Consider the following 15,608-nt stretch of genomic DNA (forward strand, 5'->3'; position numbering starts at 1 on the left):
CTCCCAACTCCCGACTCCCGACTCCCTCAATTTAAGACACCTTCTTCTTGGGAACCAACATCCGCTCCACACTCATGGTGCCGACCCCCAAAATCACCAGACCCATGCCGCCAATTTGCTGGAGCGTCAGCGCCTCGCCGATAATCAAAAAGGCGAATAACGCCGTCAAAGCCGGCCCGGACGTGCCGATGATCGACGCCAGCGCCGCCCCCGCCGACCGGATCGCAAAATTATTGAGCAGGTAACTCAACAGGGTCAGGACGCCCAAGATCACCCCGCCGACGATAATTCCCGTCCACAGGTTCGGATTGACATCCAACCCCAAATTGTCCGGCAGAAACATCAAACTCAGGGCACAGAAGACAAAAATCGAGGCAAAGTTAACCAAGCTGAACGGGATGGGGTGCAATTTCCCCGCCGCAATTTGGGTGAACAAAACGTAGCCGGCGAAGGCGATGCCGGCCCCCAAGGCCGCGATCACCCCCACGCCGGTATTTCCAGCCGCACCCCCGAGAAAGTTGGGCAGGGAGAGGACACCGCCGATCAAAATGGCGATCATCGCCCCCACGCGGATCAAACTGGGGCGATCGCCGAACAGTCCCCACGACGCCAAAACGGTGATAATTGGATAGACAAAGAAAATCGTGATCGCGATCCCGGTGGGAATTTCCCCGATCGCGATGTAAATGCAAACCCGGGATAAAAATAAAAAGAAACCGCTGCCGACGACCGTCCAAACCAACTTCCAATCTCGGGACTGTACGAACCGCCGGATGTCGCTCCACACCGCCGGATAGAGAATCGTCGCCAAAATCGGCATCAGCGCCATCACCACGATCATCCGCAACAACAGGATCAGGAGGGAATTGCCCAATCCCGGCGTGATCACCCCCTCCACCTCGAACAGCCCGAAAATTGGCTTGGGGGTATCCGAAGTTTTGAGAATGATCTTGAGGCAGACGTTAAACAGCGACAGCACCAGGGCCGACATCAAAGCCAAAAATAAACCCAGTTGCACTTGGGAAGCGCCCTTCGGTTTCGGCTGGGGCGCCGGGGTCGGTTGAGGCTGCGGCTGGGCGACCGAGGTCGGCGGCAGGGACGTCTGGGAACCCGACGACGGCAATTCTCGAGCCGAGGTGTCCAGTTGTTCCCGCAACCGGGCGATAAACGTTTCCGCCAAAGTTTCAAACTGCTGTTCGAGACTTTGGACGGTTCTCAACCGTTCGGATAAATCACTTTGGTAGCTATTTAATTCCTGCTGCAAACTTTGGAACGTTTGATTCAAACTCGTGTCCAGGACGGCTTCCAACTCCTGGGGCTCCAAATCGAGTCCGCCCTCTACCCCCTCCGGCAGCATACCGCCCGAATCGGACGATACCAGAGACGGGTCGGAATCCGCTCTCCATTGGTTGATGCGGGCAATTAACTCCCGCTGCAGGTGGTTGGCGAGCACTTGGGCCAGTTGTTTGAGCCAAACCTGTTGCTGGGCCAGTTGGCGCTCCGACAGGGTTTGAAATTGCTGGGATTGCAACTCCTGTTGTTGCCGTTGCAGGTGTTGAATCTCCTCGATCAGGCGATCTTTATCCTGCTGGAGTCGCTCGACATCTTGGGAGAGTCGCTCCCGAAAATTCCGGTGAAATGTTTCGACCTCTTGAATAACTGCATTTAAGACCTCTTGTGCAGGTCTGTTATCCTCATTGCCGGAGGGTGGCGGTTGACGATCCTGTGTCCCCATGAGCGATTAACCTCTTAATCGATCTGCTAGTAAGCGCGAATCCGCCAGAAACCCCGTGCTATCCTCTCGGGGGTTTGCACACTCGTGCGAAAAAGGCACAATGGAAGGAATGGCGGGGCGGGTTTGCAAATGCCCGCATTCAAAACATGAGTTCAGTCTAACCCGTTATGCACCGGATCTCTAAATTGGGGGGCCGGGTGCGGGGAGAATTGATAATTGACCATTGACAATTGATAATTAGTGACCTTTTCCCGATTCCCGCTTCTAGCCGATGCCGAAGAGCGATCGCAGCAGCAGAAATCCCCCCGCGGCTAACCCCGCCGCCGTGGGGACGGTGATCAGCCACGCCAGAGCGATCGCCCGCACCGTCCCGAATTGGATCGATTCTAACCCCCGCACCAGTCCGATGCCCACGACCCCCCCAACCAAGGCGTGGGAGGTGGAGACGGGCAGCCCGATTTTGGAGGCCAGCAATACCGTCGTCGCGGTGGCCAGTTCGGCGCAGAATCCGGCGCTCGGTGCCAGGGGGATGATGTTTTCTCCGACGGTGGAAATCACGTTTTTGCCCCAAATCGCCAAACCCGTGGCGATGCCGCCCCCGCCGACGACCAAAATCCACAGGGGGATGTGAAATTCGCCGATGGGGACGGTACCGGTGTTGCGGATGAACGCGACGACGGCGAGGGGGGCGACGGTGTTGCCGACGTCGTTGGAACCGTGGGCGAAGGCGACGAAACAGGCGCTGAGAACTTGGAAGCGGGCGAGTCGAGTTTCGATCGTGGTGTCGAAACGGGTAATTTCGGTTTTATGGGCCGGATTTTCGCCCCTTTTCCCCGACTCCCGATTCCCTAATACCGACTCCCCCCCGTAGACGGGTTGCCAACTGAACCACGTTAAACCCGCCACGGCGACACCGCCGATCGCGATCGTCAGATCGTGGGCGGGTAAATTGAGGTGAAATTGGGCCTCGATCCACTCTTGCAGGGGCCGGCTGATCTGCGGCAGCACCAACGTCCCGAAGACGGCGATCAGACTGAAACTTAGCCACGGTGTCCATTCTTGCAATTGCCGGGACGGGTGGGGGTGATCTAAAATCCAGTGTTTGATCAGGCTGTAAAATAGGGCGGCGATCCCACCGCTGATCAGGGGCGTGATCACCCAGGCACTCGAAATCAAACCGACGGTTTTCCAGGCCACCGCCCCCACTCCGGCGGCCACCGCACTAAATCCCGCGATCGCCCCGACGACGGCATGGGAAGATGCCACGGGCAAACCTTGGCGGGTGGCGATTTGCAGCCAAATTCCCGCCGCCAACAGTACCGCCACCATCCCGATCTGGAACAGTTCGGGCGATCGGATGAATTCCTCCGGCTTCACCACCCCCGTCGCCAGGGTTTCGGACACGCCCCCCCCGAACAGCACCGCCCCGGAAAATTCCAATATCCCGGCGATCAGAATCGCCTGTCTGAGGGTGATCGCCTTCGATCCGACGGAGGTCCCCATCGAGTTGGCGACGTCGTTGGCGCCGAGGGTGCAGGCAACGTAAAACGCCAGCAGGCAGATCCCCCACAGGGGAACTTGAGTCAAAGGGGAAACATCCATTGCGATCGCCACCGAAAGAGTTGGACAAACAAATGTCGATCATAGGCGATCGCCCGTCGCAAACCATCACACCGGGGGGAGAATTGGGGTGTGGGAAGCTCCGGGAAGCGGAGTCCCCCTATTCCCTACTCCCTACTCCCTACTCCCTACTCCCCCAAAGCCGGGACTTGAAAACTCGGCGGGAGAATGTCACAATAGGAGATTGTGAGTTTTAAACCAGAGCCATGCAAGCCCAGGAAATCATCCGCGCGATCGAGAAAGAAGAGATCGAGAATCTGCAAGAGCAGTTCCAGAAGAAGGAAATCCCCACCATCTACGTCGGAGATACTGTCCGAGTCGGCGTGAGAATCCAAGAAGGCGGAAAAGAGCGGATTCAGCCCTACGAAGGTACCGTCATCGCCATGCGGAACGGCGGCATCAACGAAACCATCACCGTCCGCCGCATCTTCCAGGGTATCGGAGTCGAACGGGTATTTTTGCTGCACTCCCCCCGCATCGCCAGCATCAAGGTGACGCGCAGAGGTAAGGTGCGCCGCGCCAAACTGTACTACCTGCGCGATCGCGTCGGGAAGGCCACCCGGGTGCCCCAGCGCTTTGATCGCCCCCTCTAGACCCCCGGCTCCAGGATTCCCCCAAAAAAATTGGAAATGGGTGAAAAAGTGCTTCCATTTTGTGAGGGTATCGTGTTAGACTAGGAAAGCACGTGGCGATACTGCCCCGTGCGGCGGGCGTCCTTAGTTCAGTTGGTAGAACGCGGGTCTCCAAAACCCGATGTCGGGGGTTCGAGTCCTCCAGGGCGCGTCCAATTTCTCAAAAAAAGCCAGGTTAAAAAATAGCCTGGTTTTTTTCTGGGAATTTGAGTCGGGCAGTCCGGGGAGGAGGAATGGCGAAGGGGACTCGGAACCCCAACCCATCTGAAGAAACGCGATCGGGGACGTGCGTGGGCGATCGACACCCAGATGTTATAATTAATCGTTTGAGCCAGCGTGAAACGGTCGTGAGGATCGACTGTCAAGTTTACAATCGCGAGGGGAAAAGCTGTGTCAAAGAAAGAAGAAACCGGGGTCCAGGAAGCCCCCAAGGGATTTAGTGTCGGCGGTTTTCTTCAGGAAACCAAGGAAGAACTCGATAAGGTCGTCTGGCCGAGCCGCCAGCAACTGCTGAGTGAATCGGCCGGAGTCTTGTTGATGGTCATGCTTTCAGCAACACTGATCTATTTGATCGACAACTTCTTTCGTTGGGCGTCGGGGCAGGTATTTGGATGACTTTTGCATCAGACGAGTCGGAACAACTCAATTCTATGTCTGAAATAGACGATCAACCGGAATATGCACCCGGAGAACTCCGCTGGTATGCTGTTCAGGTAGCATCGGGCTGCGAAAAGCGAGTCAAAGTCAATTTGGAACAACGGGTTCAAACGTTGGACGTGGCGGACCGAATTCTCAAAGTCGAGATCCCGCAAACCCAGGCGATCAAACTCCGCAAGGACGGCAGTCGCCAGCACAGCGAGGAAAAGGTCTTTCCCGGCTACGTACTCGTCCAGATGAAATTGAACTGGAACGGCGAGTTGAACCACTGGGATATTGACGATGAGGCCTGGCAGGTTGTCAAAAATACCCCTCATGTGATTAACTTTGTCGGGGCAGAGCAGAAACGACACTCGGGGCGAGGACGGGGACACGTCAAACCCCTGCCGCTGAGTTCGGCGGAAGTCGAACGGATCTTCCGGCACACCCAGCAACAGGAACCGGTCGTCAAGGTAGCGATGGCCACCGGGGATCATATTGTGGTGCTTTCCGGCCCGTTCAAAGACTTTGAAGGGGATGTCATTGAAGTCAGCCCGGAGCGAAACAAGCTCAAGGCCCTACTGTCGATCTTTGGACGGGATACGCCGGTGGAATTGGAGTTCAATCAGGTTGAAAAACAGGGCTAAGGAATGGCTAAGAAAGTTGTAGCAGTTATCAAGTTGGCGATCAACGCGGGAAAAGCGAACCCCGCGCCTCCCATCGGTCCGGCACTGGGTCAGCACGGGGTGAACATCATGATGTTCTGCAAGGAGTACAACGCCAAGACGGCTGACAAAGCCGGTCTGGTGATTCCGGTGGAAATTTCGGTCTATGAAGATCGGAGTTTTACCTTCGTACTCAAAACCCCGCCGGCTTCCGTTTTGATCAAGAAAGCGGCCGGCATCGAGAAGGGGTCGGGGGAGCCGAACCGATCGCGCGTCGGCACCATCACCCGGGCGCAGTTGCAGGAAATCGCGGAAACCAAAATGCCCGACCTCAACGCCAACGACATCGAAGCCGCGATGAAAATCGTGGAGGGGACGGCCCGGAATATGGGCGTCACGGTGGCAGACTAGGTTTTGAAATCGGCCGATGGGTTCTCTCCCATTCGCCAACCCAATTGTCCAACGTACAGATGGGGGGAGAAGTCGAACTTCGTTAGTGACCCCAGGAGAAAACAATGCCAAAACAAGTATCACGTCGCTTACAAGAACTGAGAAAGCAGGTCGAAGAACGGCCCTACGAGCCGTTGGAAGCGCTCAATTTGCTCAAACAGACGGCGACCGCCAAGTTTCCGGAGTCGGCCGAGGCCCACATCCGCCTCGGAATCGACCCCAAGTACACCGACCAACAACTGCGAACCACGGTGACGCTCCCCAAGGGGACGGGCCAGGAAATCCGGGTAGCCGTTTTGGCCAAGGGTGAGAAGGTCGCGGAGGCCCAGGACGCCGGGGCGGACTTGGTGGGGTCGGACGACCTGATCGCGGAAATTCAGAAAGGGATGCTGGATTTCGACAAGTTGATCGCCACGCCGGACATGATGCCCCAGGTCGCGAAGCTGGGCCGCCTGCTCGGTCCGAAGGGTCTGATGCCCTCCCCGAAGGGCGGCACGGTGACGACGGACCTGACCCAGGCGATCGCGGAATTTAAGGCCGGGAAACTAGAATTCCGGGCCGACCGCACCGGCATCGTCCACGTCATGTTTGGGAAAGCTTCCTTCTCCGCAGAAGACCTGCTGGTGAATCTGTCCGCGCTGCAAGAGTGTATCGACCGCAACCGCCCGTCCGGTGCCAAGGGCCGCTACTGGCGGACGGTGTACATCAGCGCCACGATGGGGCCGGCCATTGAAGTGGATATCAGCGCCCTGCGGGATCTGAAAGTCGCTGAGGTGGCGTAGAGAATTGGGAGTCGGTATTAGGGAGTCGGGAATCGGGGAAAGTTATTGAGACACCCGGTTTCCGGGACTGAACCCGACGCCCGAATTTTGAAATTGTCCTTGACAAAAAGTGGCGATCGCGCGATAATTATAAATCGGTGTAATTACCGCGCTATAGCCCATCACAAATTAAAGATCCGGTAGCCGAAGACAGCAGGTGCGACTCGCTTAATATCCTGCCGAGGTCAAGGTATTAAAGATTTTAACCGCGAATTGGAGACAGAAATTGTCCCAAATTCTTACGGGTAATTCTTATTCCTTTGCCTCGGCCGAAAGTCCGAGGTTTTTTAATGCAACCGGTCTTCTGTTTGATATCAAGTCCGCTCAAATCGTTTTTTTCAAAACGATGGAGATCCGAACTTGATATGACCCGGATGGGATCGGGCGATCGTACAACATGGAGGTTCAACACGAATGGGAAGAACCTTAGCCCAAAAACAAGATATTGTCGCCGATCTCCAGAAGGCGTTGAGCGAGGCTCAACTGACCCTGGTGATCGACTACACCGGGCTTTCTGTTTCCCAAATTACCGACTTGCGGAACCGCCTGCGCGAAACGGGTGGCACCTGTACCGTCACCAAAAACACCTTGATGCGGAAAGCGGTCGAAGGTGACGAAACCTGGCAACCGATGGAGAAATTCCTGAGCGGAAGCTCGGCGTTTATCTTCGTCAAAGACGATCTCGGCGCCGCCATCAAAGCGTATCAAGCGTTTCAGAAGGAGAGCAAAAAAACCGAGCTTCGCGGCGGGGTGATGGAAGGTCGGGCTTTGAGTGTCGATGACGTCAAAGCCATCACCGAACTTCCCACCAAAGAAGAACTCATCGCCCGCATTGCCGGGGCCATCAACGCCGTTCCCACCAAGCTGGCGGTCGGAGTCAACGCCGTCCCCACCAAGCTGGCGGTCGGAATCAAAGAAGTTCCGGCGTCCCTGGCCCGCGCCATCAAGGCGGTCTCCGAAAAAGAGGATTCCCAGGCGGCTTAAATCCGTTTCTAATTGTTTGTCGTTCACGATTACTGAGAGTTAACCCATGTCCGAGAAAACTGACAAAATTCTAGAAGATCTCAAATCCCTGAGCCTGCTGGAAGCGTCCGAGTTGGTCAAGCAAATTGAAGAGGCGTTCGGCGTGGATGCGTCCGCTTCTGCCGGCGGCGGCATGATGATGATGGCGGCTCCCGGCATGGCAGCCGGCGGCGCTGCCGAAGCGGCCGAGGAAGAAGAGAAGACCGAATTCGACGTCATCCTGACCGAATTCCCGGCCGACAAGAAGATCGCCGTTCTGAAAGTGGTCCGCACCATCACCGGCTTAGGCCTGAAGGAAGCCAAGGACTTGGTGGAAGGTGCCCCCAAACCGATCAAAGAAGGCACCAACAAAGAAGATGCCGAAGCGGTCAAGAAGCAACTGGAAGAAGCCGGCGCCAAAGTGGAAGTCAAGTAGTCTTCGCAGTTGGAAATCGGGATATTTTAAAGTCCCGGTACGTGAAATGACGACCCCAATTTGAAGGTCATCTTTGCCGGATGCGGGCGGAAGGGAGATGTTTTCCCTTCCGCCCTTTTTTTTTGATAGCGCTGCGCCCTCCTGTGTGAACAGCTAGAGGGAGACTCGAACAAAGCCTGGGCGCGGGGAATGTCAAGGCTGCTAATTCATGGAAATCCCCGCCATTGAGACGGGGGAAAAGTTTATAGGTGATAGCGGGGGTCCGTCCAGTCGAGGGACTTGGCTTCGGTGTTCTCGGCGAGTTCGGAGCGACGACCGCCGAGGGCGTTTGCGGTTCGCACTGGGGCCGGCATCTGGCTCTGGCGGGCGGCGAGGGCTTGAGGAGAAGGCGGGCGACGAGCTTCGGTTGCGGCTTTTTCGGATGGGGAAGGGTCGGTGGTCGCGAGTCTGAGTTGTTCCCGGATTTGATCGCGGTGGGAGACGAGGGGTTTGCTGGGAACCCGCCTCCGCTGTGGCACTTTGGCGGGGGTCGCGATCGCGTGGCGCACCAGTTCGAGGGCGTTGCGACGGGCGTCGGTTTGCTTGGGGAGCAGATCGATGAGTTCCCGCAGGGTTTGCTCGTACTGGACTTCTTCGGGAGACATCAGAGGGGTGGACATTCGGATGGGATCTCGCCGGACGGCCGCGAGCGCCTGACGCACCGTTTCGTGAATTTTGCTTTTGTACTTTTTGGCTTGCTGTTCTTGTCTGGCCAGACCTTCTTGGCAGGAAGCGTAGAGGGGGGGAAGGCGGTTGAGGGCGTAAGTTGCCACTTCGATGCGGTTGATATATTTCAGCAGGTTTTCAGACAGATTCTTCAGTTGGCGATCGATTTCGTTGTTGACCCAAATTTCCATCACGTTTTGGTAATTTTGGGCTTTCGCATTTTTGTCCTGGCTCATTTAATTAATCTTATAGTGATGCTCCTAATATTTGATGATAACGGACCCTTTTCACTTTTGAAGGCAATTGGAGGCTTCTTTATCAAAAATTTACGCAATTTTTTGAAAGGATTAAGGTTTCGTAAAGGTCGATTGGTGTGCCGGCGGATATGACCAATCGCGGGTTTGGGCCCAGGCCATCCTGGCCGTCGGAGTCTCAGGGCGGGAACGGGGGTCCGTCGCGACGGGCGATCGGTGCGGTTTGATTCCCGATACTGACAGAAAAGTTCGATTTATAATGTATGACATTCCCCGATCCTTTGAAATCCGCATGAATCCCCCGTTCCGCTTTCTCTTCGATCGCCTGTCAATTCTGACCGCCGCCGACATCGACGATATCAAATATCAATAAAACATCAAAATATGAACGGTATTAAATATCATGTATCCAGAAATTTTCCCCGCCGTCAACTGTCGCGAATCGCACGTTCATTCGCTAAATTTGTCCGGGATTTTTTGGAAATATTATTAATTCTATTTGCCGTCTTCATCGTCATTTCCGCCATCCTCTACTTGGAAGACACCCTCAGACAAAATACCACCTGGGGCAACATCTTTATTAAATCCCTCGAACAGTCGAGAATTCTCGGCACCTTTGAAAGTATCAGCATCGTCACGGCCCTCGTCATTTACATGAGGCGGGGAAAAAAGAAATCCCATTACGAAGCTTGGCAGGTGATCGACTCAGCCCAGGGCATCAAAATCAGCCACGCCAGAATTAAAGCCCTAGAAGAACTCTCCAAAGACGGCGTGAGCCTCAAAGGGCTGTCCTTGCCGATGGCCGATCTCGAACAAGTCACCCTCGTCGATAGCGACTTTAAAGAGGCGAACCTGAAGACCGCAAAACTCCAGGAAGCCAACTTAAAAGGCAGTACCTTTGAACTGACACAACTGCAAGGTGCCAACCTCTGGAAAGCCAATTTGCGGGAATGTTTCTTCCTGCTGGCCCAACTCCAAAAAGCCAACCTCAGCGCCGCCAACTTGCAAGACGCGGAGTTGCAGGGCGTGAATTTGTTGGAGGCGAATTTACAGCGGGCAAACCTGCAGCGGGCTTACATTTTGGGAAACCTACAGGGTGCCAACTTTCAAGAGGCAAATTTGAAGGGGGCAATTTTGCAAGGGGCCTACCTACAAGACGCGAATTTTCGACGAGCCAACCTCCGGGGTGCGAACCTCAAAGAAGCCAACTTACAAGGCGTCAACTTTGAAGGGGCAAACCTGCAAGGAGCCCACTTTCAAAATGCGACGGGATTGACTCCCGAACAAATTCGGGCGGCTCTCAATTGGAAACAGGCGCGATATTCCAAACCCTTTCTAGGCAATTTGGGGCTCTCCTGGGAACAATACCCCGAACATTGCGAAGGGGAAGTCAAACCCCCTTCGTCGGGCGATGGCAGTTGAGGGGACATCGGGCGATCGCGATCGGCCCGAAAGACCCCCGTCAACTCCGGCAAATCGACTACAATCAAAAAGATATTGAAGACCCGACGACAGACCACCCCATCACTCTGCACAGGATCTCGGAGCTCGCCATGCCCACCTACACCGGAATTTCCAGCGAAGCATTTCGGCATCCCCTCGACCGACAGGCGGAAGATGCCCTGCGGAGCGTCCCCGGTTTCGACTTGATCGCCAGCAAATTTGTCGAATTCGTCTACGAACGTCCCCAATATGTCTATTTAATGGGGAACTGCATCGAAGTCGGACCCCGCCAGTACGCCAGCCTCTACCACGTTTTCCGGGAGTGCATCCGCGATCTCGACGTCTCCCCGGAACCCTCCCTGTTCGTCGCCCAAAATCCCCAACCCAACAGCTACGCCCTCGGACAGGAACACCCCTACATCGTCATCAACACCGGCCTGCTGGATCTGATCGGCGAAGCGGAATTGCGGGCGGTCTTGGCCCACGAATTGGGTCACATCAAGTGCGGCCACCCGATTCTCAGTCAGATGGCAATTTGGGCGATGGGCGTGGCGTCGATGTTGGGGGAACTGACCTTCGGCTTGGGCAACCTCGTCAGCAGCGGCTTGATTTTTGCGTTTTACGAGTGGCGCCGAAAAGCCGAACTTTCGGCCGATCGCGCGGCGCTGTTGGTGACGGACGATCTAAAATGTGTCATGCAGTCGATGATGATCCTCTCGGGCGTCAGCGAAAAACGCGCCCACGAGTGCAGCCTGGAAGAATTTATCCGCCAGTCCGACCGCTATCACGACCTCGACCAGGACGAGCTGAATCAGGTCTACAAATTTTTGCTCTACAACGGCGGCCAGGGCGTGATGTTGAGTCACCCGTTCCCCGTCGAACGCATCCGCTTTTTGCGGGAGTGGTCGAATTCCGAGGAATACCGCCAAATTCGCTCGGGGAACTACAGGCGGGCGACGGCTGAGGGTTCGGTCGATGTCGAGGCGGAAGCGTCCCGGGCGGAAGCGGAACGGCTGCGGCGCCAAATTGCCGAGTTGCAACAGGAAATCGAACGGTTGAGTCGGAAAAAGGGGGGGTGACGTGAAACCGCCCGATCTTTCATCCGTCCTATCCGAAATCCGCCCGGACGGGCTTGAAGGATAAAATAGAGGAAAGGAATATCAATCCCAACGAAATGCCATTTTAAGGTTTATTGAAAATGATGAAAGTCGATCGCGTCAAATCCAACCATCACGGCGGCGGTTATATCGGCAAGGGGGCGATCCTCCTCGCCATCCTGGCGGGGACGATGACATTCACAAACCCCTCCCGCGAAGAATATCTCGACTATGCGTCGGTGTATGCCTCAAAAGAGCTGAAGACATCTGCCTGCCAAGAGTCGAAGGTTCCCGAAGTTTTACAAGGGTTTTCCGATCTCTACGTCGATGTTTGCAGCACCTTTGCCACTTCCCAGCGTGGCACATTTAGGAGTTTTATTGACAATTCAACTCACCGCAAAAACGCCATTTTTTTGAGTATTTACACATCGGAATTGTTCGAGCATCGCTATCAGACGATCGGCGTATTCGGAAACTTTTTGACATTTTCAGGTGAAAAAATACCCGAAAATTCTGTGAACTAAATCAAGGCTGTTGTTGGGCTTTAGCCCCACTCTGGCACCGAAGCGCAACAACTTTTCCCATGGCGTTGTTGCGCTTTAGCCCCTTGGTGAAAGGCGGCGAAGCGCAACAACTTTTCCCGAGATGTTCGACCCGTGCAGATAGTTGAGAGTCGATTTCAATAAAAACCGATTGGTGATAGCATTAGAATTGCTACAAGTTCTCAAAAAGGTCGTTCAAGTCCGATGCTCCCTCCCATTCTGTAGGCGATCGCATCCAAATAATCTTTCACAACCCCCAATTTCAATCGGAACTGACGGAAGTTCACGACTTGGCAAAATCCGCCCCCCCCCGGAAAGTCCGGAAATGCGGCAGGCGTTCGATGAGGCGGTACAATCCATCGATGTGGCGATCGCGGACGGTCAAATTGTGGAGTTGGTCGAATATCAGGAATCTCGGGGAGCGGAGTAATGCTATACTATCTATATCAGAATTAAATCCTGCGCCCCACATCGTTTAATTTACGAAATAAAAAAAAATCGATTTTTTTTAGAGGGTTGACAAAATCCCATAAATCTTGTATATTTATTTTATATAATGGTAATCTGCAAATTAACTTGATTTTTTATTCAACATAATCTATTGCTTTTATCCGCAACCTCCGTTCCCAAAAACGATCGCACCATTCTGCCCCCCAAATCCGAACCCCAAACACAACACCCGTCGCACCTCGGCAACCCGAGCAACCCTCACCACATCCAGGTCAAATTCCAAATCCCGCAACCCCACGCAGGGCGGCAAAATTTGCTCCTGTAATGCCATCAGACAAAACGCCGCCCCCAACGCCCCCGACGCCCCCAAAGTGTGCCCGGTCGCGCCCTTTGTGGAACTGAGGGGAACGCCACCGGGAAAGAGTTTTTGAATGATTTTCGCTTCGTGGCGATCGTTCAAAATGGTCGCCGTTCCGTGGGCGTGAATGTAGTCGATTTCCTGGGGAGAAATACCGGCGCGATCGCAACTTTTTTTGATCGCCCGGATCGCACTTTTTCCCCCGCGATCGGGTTTGTTGTGGTAGCAGGCATCGGCACTCAACCCCACCCCCAAAATTTGGCCGTAAATTTTCGCACCTCGACGGCGGGCCAATTCCGCCTCTTCCAACACCAAAAGCGCCGCCCCTTCTCCGAGTACCAACCCGTCGCGATCGCGGGAAAAGGGAAACGCCCCCTCGGATGCCAGAGCCCCCATTTTGGCAAATCCGATTAAACTTAAGGGAGTGACGGGGGCCTCGATCGCACCCGCGACAACCCGCCGACACTGCCCGGTTTTGATCAATTCAAATCCCTGGGCGATCGCCCAAAGTCCCGTGGCACAGGCCGCCATCGGACTCAGAACCGGCCCGAGAGCACCGATTTGACGGGCGGCACTGGCCCCCAATTGAGAATGCAGAAAATGCGGAAAAGCGGACAAATCCGCCTCCGTCCTATTTTTGGCCAGTTGTTCCAAATCTTTCTGATAGCCCCGACTCGATCCGATCGCGATCCCGCAATCGGACAGGGGCGGTTGCAACCCGGCATCAAGTAAAGCGTCCGCCAGGGTTTTTTCGAGTCGGGGGGCGAGGCCCCCAGGTTTTGCCCCCAAAAGCGCCAGGGGCCGGGGCGGCAGTTCGGGGAACGGTTGAGCGGGTGCGATCGCCGACTTTCCAGCCAGCAACCCCTCCCAACTGTGCACCAACCCGCCCAGGGCTGAGTGCAAACCGATTCCCGTCACCACAACATCCACAGCTACACAGAAACCGGGAATCCCCTCAGAATTCCCGTCACAAATCTTAACAGTGTTTTAATTTTTCAGGTTGTCCAATCCGTCGGTCACTTTCGCCGACTCGATGCGATCGCCCTGCTCGATGGCATCTACCACGTTCATGCCGTCCGTGACATAGCCGAAAACCGCATAGTTCCCATCCAGGAAGGGCAAATCGGCGAGGGCGAAATAGAACTGGGAGGAAGCCGAATCCGGCGCCGCAGAGCGGGCCATCGCCACCGCGCCGCGGCTGTGCTGCAATGCGGGGGAAGCGCCCACCTTGGCTTGGTCGAAGGTTTTGCTGTAAATCGGCTCGTCCCCATTCTTGGGTTGAATTTCCAAGGGAATGTAGCGCTCTTTGGAGGTCGCCGGGTCGATAAATCCCCCCGTCCCCAGTCGATTCATGGGAACTTTGGGATCTTTGCTCTGGGGGTCGCCGCCCTGAACCACGAAGGGCTGGGGGTCGCGGACGACCCGGTGGAACGCGACGCCGTCGTAGACGCCCTGGTTGACCAGATCGACAAAATTCCCGGCCGTAATCGGAGCCGCGGAACCATCAACCTCGATGGTAATCGGCGATCCGTTGACCGTCATCACGATCGTGGCTTTTCCTTCAAGTTTGGGTAAATCGCTCATTAGGGGTGACTCTTCACGTTGAGAAATGGATACGGCGCCGTCGCCGCTATTTTCTGGGGTGGCATTCTGGGCGTTGACAGAAGCGTTCGTGTCCGGCAGGCTACATCCTCCCGCCATCACGATGCCAACGATACACAAAATTAACAACCACTGTCGCATCATAGGTTTCAATCTTTTCAATCCTAGAGTCCCTCGAGGGGCACTTGCAGAAACTTGGCCAGTTCGGCGCCCCGATTTTCCAACTCCGCCAGGGCCATCGGCTGGCCGACTCGGGTCAGGGGAATCTCGCGGCGGTCTTTGAGTTTGAGATACAGGGCGCGGCGGGGGTTGAGTCCTTCTTTGATATCGACGCGGATGGATTGGACGTCCTCCGTGCGACAGTTGAACTCGACGCGGCGATTCTTGCCGGGAAATCCCCAGCGGAAAATCCGAATGTCCCCGCTGTCCCGGTCGAACCGATTGTAACCGCCGCCGAGATCCCAGAAAATCACCAACCACAGGTACGAAGCTAACAGGATGGCCGCGCCCCCGTAAAGCCCCATCACCAATCCCTGGGGAACGAAGATCAGTTGGGTCGGATCGGAGAAGGGGAGGAGGTTTCGGCCCAAATAGCTGGAAATTCCGGCCAAAAGGAACCCGAGGCCTCCGATGCTGACCGTTGTCGCCCAAAAGTAGTTGCTGAAGCGACGAGAACCCATGATTTGATTTTCCAGAGTGCGATCGCCCATACTCGTCGTTTGTGTCTGTGCGTTCATAAAAATCCCATAGACCTTTGCAAAAAATGTTAACTGTAATATATATTTATGTTAACTTGCTTAGAAAGCATGACGTTTTAGAAATCCCAAGGATCGTTCTCAAATGACTATAGCAGTCGAGCGCCCTCAAGTTCAGAGAGGATGGTTTGACGTCCTCGACGACTGGCTGAAGCGCGATCGGTTCGTGTTCGTGGGATGGTCTGGAATCCTGCTGTTCCCCTGCGCCTACCTGGCCCTGGGCGGATGGCTCACCGGAACCACCTTCGTCACCTCCTGGTACACCCACGGACTTGCCAGCTCCTATTTGGAAGGCTGCAACTTCCTGACCGCGGCCGTCAGCACCCCGGCCAACAGCCTGGGACACTCCCTGCTGTTCCTGTGGGGTCCCGAAGCCCAGTGGGACTTCACCCGCTGGTGCCAGCT

The 15,608-nt window shown here is 55.3% G+C and carries 16 protein-coding genes, 1 tRNA gene, 1 pseudogene and 1 other annotated feature; of the genes and pseudogenes, 12 read left to right on the plus strand and 6 right to left on the minus strand.

Translation table 11 applies throughout. The features are described 5' to 3' along the window. Positions 1 to 31: 31 nt before the first annotated feature. Positions 32 to 1,735 carry an EamA family transporter gene (locus tag LKE08_RS05790; protein WP_324703251.1) on the minus strand — a complete coding sequence of 568 codons (1,704 nt, stop codon included), beginning with the start codon at positions 1,733 to 1,735 and terminating at the stop codon, positions 32 to 34. A 264-nt stretch (positions 1,736 to 1,999) separates the two neighbouring features. Continuing rightward, positions 2,000 to 3,337, minus strand: a complete 1,338-nt coding sequence (locus tag LKE08_RS05795; RefSeq protein ID WP_324703252.1) for an inorganic phosphate transporter — start codon at positions 3,335 to 3,337, stop codon at positions 2,000 to 2,002. A 224-nt stretch (positions 3,338 to 3,561) separates the two neighbouring features. On the opposite strand from LKE08_RS05795, the gene rplS reads away from it, so the two are divergent. The 8 genes from rplS (at position 3,562) to rplL (ending at position 7,997) form a co-directional block, all read left to right on the plus strand. Next, positions 3,562 to 3,948: a 50S ribosomal protein L19 gene (gene rplS, locus LKE08_RS05800; protein WP_324703253.1), complete on the plus strand. Its 387-nt coding sequence runs from the start codon at positions 3,562 to 3,564 to the stop codon at positions 3,946 to 3,948. A gap of 117 nt (positions 3,949 to 4,065) precedes the next feature. After that, positions 4,066 to 4,138, plus strand: a tRNA-Trp gene (locus LKE08_RS05805). A gap of 239 nt (positions 4,139 to 4,377) precedes the next feature. Next, positions 4,378 to 4,602, plus strand: a complete 225-nt coding sequence (gene secE / locus LKE08_RS05810) for a preprotein translocase subunit SecE (protein WP_324703254.1) — start codon at positions 4,378 to 4,380, stop codon at positions 4,600 to 4,602. Continuing rightward, on the plus strand, positions 4,599 to 5,270 hold the full coding sequence (gene nusG / locus LKE08_RS05815; RefSeq protein WP_324703255.1) for a transcription termination/antitermination protein NusG: 672 nt from the start codon (positions 4,599 to 4,601) through the stop codon (positions 5,268 to 5,270). Before secE ends, nusG begins: the two co-directional genes overlap by 4 nt. A gap of 3 nt (positions 5,271 to 5,273) precedes the next feature. Continuing rightward, positions 5,274 to 5,699 carry a 50S ribosomal protein L11 gene (rplK, locus tag LKE08_RS05820; RefSeq protein ID WP_324703256.1) on the plus strand — a complete coding sequence of 142 codons (426 nt, stop codon included), beginning with the start codon at positions 5,274 to 5,276 and terminating at the stop codon, positions 5,697 to 5,699. 104 nt (positions 5,700 to 5,803) lie between these two features. After that, positions 5,804 to 6,520 (plus strand): 50S ribosomal protein L1, encoded by a 717-nt coding sequence (rplA, locus tag LKE08_RS05825; protein ID WP_324703257.1) that lies wholly within the window; start codon positions 5,804 to 5,806, stop codon positions 6,518 to 6,520. A gap of 165 nt (positions 6,521 to 6,685) precedes the next feature. Beyond that, positions 6,686 to 6,857 (plus strand) — a sequence feature (ribosomal protein L10 leader region). Between the two features lie 116 nt (positions 6,858 to 6,973). Beyond that, complete coding sequence (rplJ, locus tag LKE08_RS05830) at positions 6,974 to 7,543, plus strand: 50S ribosomal protein L10 (RefSeq protein ID WP_324703258.1); 570 nt, start codon at positions 6,974 to 6,976, stop codon at positions 7,541 to 7,543. 46 nt (positions 7,544 to 7,589) lie between these two features. Next, positions 7,590 to 7,997 (plus strand): 50S ribosomal protein L7/L12, encoded by a 408-nt coding sequence (rplL, locus tag LKE08_RS05835; protein WP_324703259.1) that lies wholly within the window; start codon positions 7,590 to 7,592, stop codon positions 7,995 to 7,997. 242 nt (positions 7,998 to 8,239) lie between these two features. Here rplL and LKE08_RS05840 read toward each other — a convergent pair whose 3' ends face one another. After that, complete coding sequence (locus tag LKE08_RS05840) at positions 8,240 to 8,938, minus strand: late competence development ComFB family protein (protein WP_324703260.1); 699 nt, start codon at positions 8,936 to 8,938, stop codon at positions 8,240 to 8,242. 495 nt (positions 8,939 to 9,433) lie between these two features. Here LKE08_RS05840 and LKE08_RS05845 point away from each other — a divergent pair, with 495 nt between their 5' ends. The 3 genes from LKE08_RS05845 to LKE08_RS05855 all read left to right on the plus strand — a co-directional run bounded on the left by LKE08_RS05845 (position 9,434) and on the right by LKE08_RS05855 (position 12,020). After that, a complete protein-coding gene (locus LKE08_RS05845) occupies positions 9,434 to 10,378 on the plus strand; it encodes a pentapeptide repeat-containing protein (protein WP_324703261.1) in 945 nt (314 codons plus the stop codon). Positions 10,379 to 10,509: 131 nt separating this feature from the next. Beyond that, positions 10,510 to 11,478, plus strand: coding sequence for a M48 family metallopeptidase (locus LKE08_RS05850; protein WP_324703268.1), 969 nt, complete (start codon positions 10,510 to 10,512; stop codon positions 11,476 to 11,478). Positions 11,479 to 11,597: 119 nt separating this feature from the next. Then, on the plus strand, positions 11,598 to 12,020 hold the full coding sequence (locus LKE08_RS05855; protein ID WP_324703262.1) for a DUF4359 domain-containing protein: 423 nt from the start codon (positions 11,598 to 11,600) through the stop codon (positions 12,018 to 12,020). A gap of 625 nt (positions 12,021 to 12,645) precedes the next feature. Here the strand turns inward: LKE08_RS05855 and LKE08_RS05860 are convergent. From LKE08_RS05860 to LKE08_RS05870, 3 genes are read right to left on the minus strand one after another with little or no spacing between them, the layout of a single operon-like run. Continuing rightward, positions 12,646 to 13,776 carry a beta-ketoacyl-ACP synthase gene (locus LKE08_RS05860; RefSeq protein ID WP_324703263.1) on the minus strand — a complete coding sequence of 377 codons (1,131 nt, stop codon included), beginning with the start codon at positions 13,774 to 13,776 and terminating at the stop codon, positions 12,646 to 12,648. Between the two features lie 57 nt (positions 13,777 to 13,833). Beyond that, on the minus strand, positions 13,834 to 14,592 hold the full coding sequence (locus tag LKE08_RS05865) for a peptidylprolyl isomerase (protein ID WP_324703264.1): 759 nt from the start codon (positions 14,590 to 14,592) through the stop codon (positions 13,834 to 13,836). Between the two features lie 20 nt (positions 14,593 to 14,612). Next, positions 14,613 to 15,185, minus strand: a complete 573-nt coding sequence (locus LKE08_RS05870; protein ID WP_324703265.1) for a photosystem I assembly protein Ycf4 — start codon at positions 15,183 to 15,185, stop codon at positions 14,613 to 14,615. 103 nt (positions 15,186 to 15,288) lie between these two features. Here LKE08_RS05870 and LKE08_RS05875 point away from each other — a divergent pair. Beyond that, positions 15,289 to 15,608 (plus strand): annotated as a pseudogene (locus tag LKE08_RS05875) (photosystem II D2 protein (photosystem q(a) protein)); the annotation flags it as partial.

Origin of the sequence: Lyngbya sp. CCY1209, assembly GCF_035615495.1 — a bacterium.
GTDB lineage: Bacteria > Cyanobacteriota > Cyanobacteriia > Cyanobacteriales > Microcoleaceae > Limnospira.